Source organism: Kitasatospora sp. NPDC018058 (assembly GCF_044327205.1).
Taxonomy (GTDB): Bacteria; Actinomycetota; Actinomycetes; order Streptomycetales; family Streptomycetaceae; genus Kitasatospora.
In genome coordinates this window covers 1-3,811 of record NZ_JBIRFA010000026.1, presented here as the reverse complement: position 1 = coordinate 3,811, position 3,811 = coordinate 1, and the positions used below count along the sequence as shown (strand labels likewise).

4 protein-coding genes and 1 pseudogene are annotated in these 3,811 nt (G+C 69.8%); 2 read left to right on the top strand and 3 right to left on the bottom strand.

The features are described from left to right. Nucleotides 1-272 precede the first annotated feature (272 nt). Nucleotides 273-587, top strand: coding sequence for a hypothetical protein (locus ACH4E7_RS30395; RefSeq protein WP_396252346.1), 315 nt, complete (start codon nucleotides 273-275; stop codon nucleotides 585-587). Nucleotides 588-637: 50 nt separating this feature from the next. Here ACH4E7_RS30395 and ACH4E7_RS30390 read toward each other — a convergent pair whose 3' ends face one another. After that, nucleotides 638-1,675, bottom strand: coding sequence for a GDP-mannose 4,6-dehydratase (locus ACH4E7_RS30390; protein ID WP_396252345.1), 1,038 nt, complete (start codon nucleotides 1,673-1,675; stop codon nucleotides 638-640). A 495-nt stretch (nucleotides 1,676-2,170) separates the two neighbouring features. Between ACH4E7_RS30390 and ACH4E7_RS30385 the strand changes: the two genes are divergently transcribed. Next, a complete protein-coding gene (locus ACH4E7_RS30385; RefSeq protein WP_396252344.1) occupies nucleotides 2,171-2,836 on the top strand; it encodes a GbsR/MarR family transcriptional regulator in 666 nt (221 codons plus the stop codon). A 73-nt stretch (nucleotides 2,837-2,909) separates the two neighbouring features. Here the strand turns inward: ACH4E7_RS30385 and ACH4E7_RS30380 are convergent. Together ACH4E7_RS30380 and ACH4E7_RS30375 are read right to left on the bottom strand one after the other, a co-directional pair. Next, nucleotides 2,910-3,404, bottom strand: a pseudogene (locus ACH4E7_RS30380) (NAD(P)/FAD-dependent oxidoreductase); the annotation flags it as partial. A gap of 80 nt (nucleotides 3,405-3,484) precedes the next feature. Beyond that, nucleotides 3,485-3,649, bottom strand: coding sequence for a hypothetical protein (locus ACH4E7_RS30375; protein WP_396252343.1), 165 nt, complete (start codon nucleotides 3,647-3,649; stop codon nucleotides 3,485-3,487). Between the last annotated feature and the right edge of the window lie 162 nt (nucleotides 3,650-3,811).

Below are 3,811 nucleotides of genomic sequence, written 5' to 3'. Positions count from 1 at the left end.
CATCGACGCAACCCATCTGGAAGACCGGCGAACGGCAGGGATCCGCTTGAGGACGGCCCGCGTGCCCGGCACGCGCGGCGCTCGCATTCCCGCACTCCAGCGCCCAGTCTCGATCGGGGCCGCGCCGAATTTCCCTAGGGTCTGTCGATCATGTCCGAACGGGCTTCGGACTCTAGGGAATTGCCGGGCCGTTCGGCTGGATCGTCAGTTGCGCGAGCCATGGGTGCGGCCCGACCAGGCCGAGCGCCCCGACGTCGACGAGGATCACCGCCATGCCCGAACCCTTCCCGCGCGGCGACGCACCGAGAGTGCCGCAGCCCTCCACCGAGGGCACCGCGGACCCGGCCGCGGCAGAGCTCAGCGAGCTCGACGAGCAGCTGATCGCCCAGTTGGTCCACCGCGTCCGGCTGGCCCGCGGCCACCAACTCAGCCGCCGCGCCGCCGGATTGCCGACCACCAGCCTCGCGCAGGAGAACGCGATGCTGCGCCGCTACGTCTCCCGGCTCGGCGACCAGGGTGCCGGGATCGCGCTGGCGATCCTGGAGCTCTCCCGGCCGCCGAGCGGGCCGGCCGTCGAACAACGGTAGGGCGGTGGGGACGCGAAGTCCCCACCGCCCTTCGCCGTTCCCGGCGGGTGTCACCAGCGGGCGCCGGCCAGCACCTCGCCGTAGTCACGGGCCACGCGCGCCTGCTCCAGGTCGGACTCGACCATCATCCGCATGAGCTCGGGGAACTCGACCTTCGGCTCCCAGCCCAGCGTCTCCCGCGCATTGCCGGCGTCGGCGCAGAGCGTCTCCACCTCGGCGGGCCGCACGAGCCCCGGATCGACCTCGACGTACCGCTCCCAGTCGAGCCCGACGCACTCGAAGGCAATCCGGGCCGCGTCCCGCACCGAGTGCATCCGCCCGGTGCCGATGACGTAGTCACCCGGCTCGTCCTGCTGGAGCATCAGGTGCATCGCCCGGACGTAGTCCCCGGCGAAGCCCCAGTCGCGGACGGCGTCGAGGTTGCCGAGCAGCAGCCGGTCCTGCAGGCCGAGCTTGATCTGCGCGACCGCGAGAGAGATCTTCCGGGTCACGAACTCGGTCCCGCGGCGCGGCGACTCGTGGTTGAACAGGATCCCCGAGACGCCGTACATCCCGTAGGACTCGCGGTAGTTGCGGGTGATGTAGTGACCGTAGGTCTTCACCACGCCGTACGGGCTGCGCGGGTGGAAAGTGGTCCGCTCGTTCTGCGGGGTCTCCGCCACCATGCCGAACATCTCGGAGCTGGAGGCCTGGTAGAACCGGATCCGCCCGGGACCGCCGGCGGCACCGGCCGGCTTGTTGATCCCGCTCACCATCCGGATCGCCTCCAGCACCCGCAGCACGCCGGTCCCGTTGACCTCGGTGACGAGTTCCGGCTGGCGCCAGGACATCGGCACGAAGGAGATCGCCCCGAGGTTGTACACCTCGTCCGGCTGGATGGTGTCGACCGCGGAGACCAGGCTGCTCTGGTCCATCAGGTCGCCGTCGACGAACCGCAGGTCCGGGATCAGCCGGCTGACCCGGTCCTTCCGCGGGTTGGCCTGCCCCCTGGTCAGGCCCCAGACCTCGTATCCCAGGGAGATCAGGTACTCGGCCAGGTATGACCCGTCCTGACCGGTCACCCCGGTGATCAGTGCACGCTTGGACATCCGTTCCCCTTCAGCCACTGCTCGCGGAGCGCTCTCGGCACGGCCAGCGAACCAGAGGAGGGGCTAAGGAATTTGCGAGACTTCCGGCGCACGCCGCCCGGTCCCCCGTCGGATCGGCACAGGGCCGAGGGAGTGGAAGGCCTTCACACCGCACAGGCAGACAGCTCTCCGAGGTGAAGCCCGAACCTTGCGGAAACGTCCTCGGTCGGCTGCCGGGGTCGGCCACACGGTGTCGCGGCTGAGCGCGGCGTTCTGGGACGGCCCAGGCCGGTGTCAGTCGTCGATCGCCTGGTAGAGCGTGGTCCAGAAATCGTGGATCAACCGCGCCGCGAAGCGGCCGATCACCGTACGGGACGTGCTGACCAGCGCGCCGCCGGAAGCCGCACCAGCCCCCGGCGCTGGCAGTTCCCCACAGCGGCCACGGGCGCGACCCCCAAGAGGTCCGGGAGTTCACGGAGTTCTTCACAGTCCTCCTCGAACAGCAGGGGCTGCAGGATGGCGGCCAGGGCGCTGGTCTGCCTGTACGCCACCGATTGCGGCGCCCTCACCGCCGCGGACCTGGTCCAGAGCCTCCGCGTCAGCCCCGCGTCCGTCTCGCACGCCGTCAACTTTCTCGAACAGCAGGGAATCGTCAGGCGCGAACGGACTCCCGGCGAACGCCGCGAGCGCTACGTCATCGACGATGACATCTGGCTCCGCTCCACCCTGGCCGCGATGCAGATGAACGATGCCCTGATCGCCGCATCGCAGCGCGGAGCGGAGGTCCTCGGCACCACCACCCGGGCCGGCAGCCTGCGTCAGTACCAGGCGCCGACCGGAGCGACGGTGCCGCTGCTGCAGATCAGCCCGTCCAAGACCGACCGCGAGCGCGTCATTCCTGCCGATCCGGACCTGGTCGCGGTCCTCGCCCGGATCATTCGCCGCATCAAGGGCGCCGGCGCCCGACCGGATCCGCGAGCTCCTGACCGAGCATGCGCTGCGGGTCGGCATCGTCGACGTCGACGGGACACCGCTGAGGTTCACGCCGCACGACTTCCGCAGAATCTTCTCGACCGAAACGGTCAACGGCGGCCTGCCGATCCACATCGCCGCGCAGCTGCTCGGACATCTGGTGCCAGCGAGGATGGCTCCAGGTTCGGCAGGGCCCGGGCGCGTGGGTAACGCCCGGGCCTCGCGAGTGAGGGCCGCGTCCGACGACGGGCCCGAGTTCAGGCTCGTCGAGGTCGCCGGTGGCCGTGTCCGCGAGGGCGGCGAGGTGGCGCTCGGCGTCGAGGGCGGCCGCGCAGCCGGAGCCTGCAGCGGTGATGGCCTGGCGGTAGGTGTGGTCAACGACGTCGCCGACGCCGAAAACCCTGGGCAGACTGGTGCGAGTGGAGGGCGAGTCCACCTTCAGGTACCCGGCGCCGTCCAACTCGAGCTGTCCTGTGAACAGGTCGGTGCGCGGGTCGTGGCCGTTCGCGATGAACAGTCTGGACGCCGTGAGTTCACGCTCCTCGCCGGTGACGGTCTCGCGCAGGGTGACGCCGGAGAACAGCTTGTCGCCGTGGATGGCGGCGATCTCGCGGTTCCAGGCGAAGGTGATCTTCGGGTCGGCGAGGGCGCGGTTCTGCATCGCCTTCGAGGCGCGCAGGGTGTCGCGGCAGTGGAGGACGGTCACCGAGTTGGCGAAGCGGGTGAGGAAGGTGACCTCTTCCAGTGGGGTGTCACCGCCGCCAACGACGATGACGTCCGGAGCCGGTGGCCACGATCACTGTCTTCGCGTGGTGGTGACCACCATCCCGATGGCGATCCTCGCCTGTGGAGTCCTGGTCATGCTCCGCCCAGGCGGATGGCTTTGACCAGTAGCAGGATAGCGGCGAGGACAAGGTAGCCGCGCAGGGCGAGCATGCCGAGCCGTAGTGCCGGTGACCACTGGACGGGCTTGAGCAGAGCCAGCGGGGGCATCCGCCAGGCGAGCTTCTCGGCCGTCGGCATCGCGGGCGCTGGTGCCTGGGCCCGGGTGCCGGAGCGTCTGCGGGCGATCCGCAGCCCGGCGGCAGCCGCGATGAGTTTCCTGAGTCAACCCCTATGCCGCCAGAGTGGTCTCGGGAGTCGTTTTGATCTTGCTGTTGGCCTGGTGGGTGTCGGGGTCGTAGG

Bases quoted from the DNA above. Each gene is read 5' to 3' on its own strand.
- ACH4E7_RS30395 (WP_396252346.1), top strand. From the start codon at position 273: ATGCCCGAACCCTTCCCGCGCGGCGACGCACCGAGAGTGCCGCAGCCC.
- ACH4E7_RS30390 (WP_396252345.1), bottom strand. From the start codon at position 1,675: ATGTCCAAGCGTGCACTGATCACCGGGGTGACCGGTCAGGACGGGTCA.
- ACH4E7_RS30385 (WP_396252344.1), top strand. From the start codon at position 2,171: ATGGCGGCCAGGGCGCTGGTCTGCCTGTACGCCACCGATTGCGGCGCC.
- ACH4E7_RS30375 (WP_396252343.1), bottom strand. From the start codon at position 3,649: ATGCCGACGGCCGAGAAGCTCGCCTGGCGGATGCCCCCGCTGGCTCTG.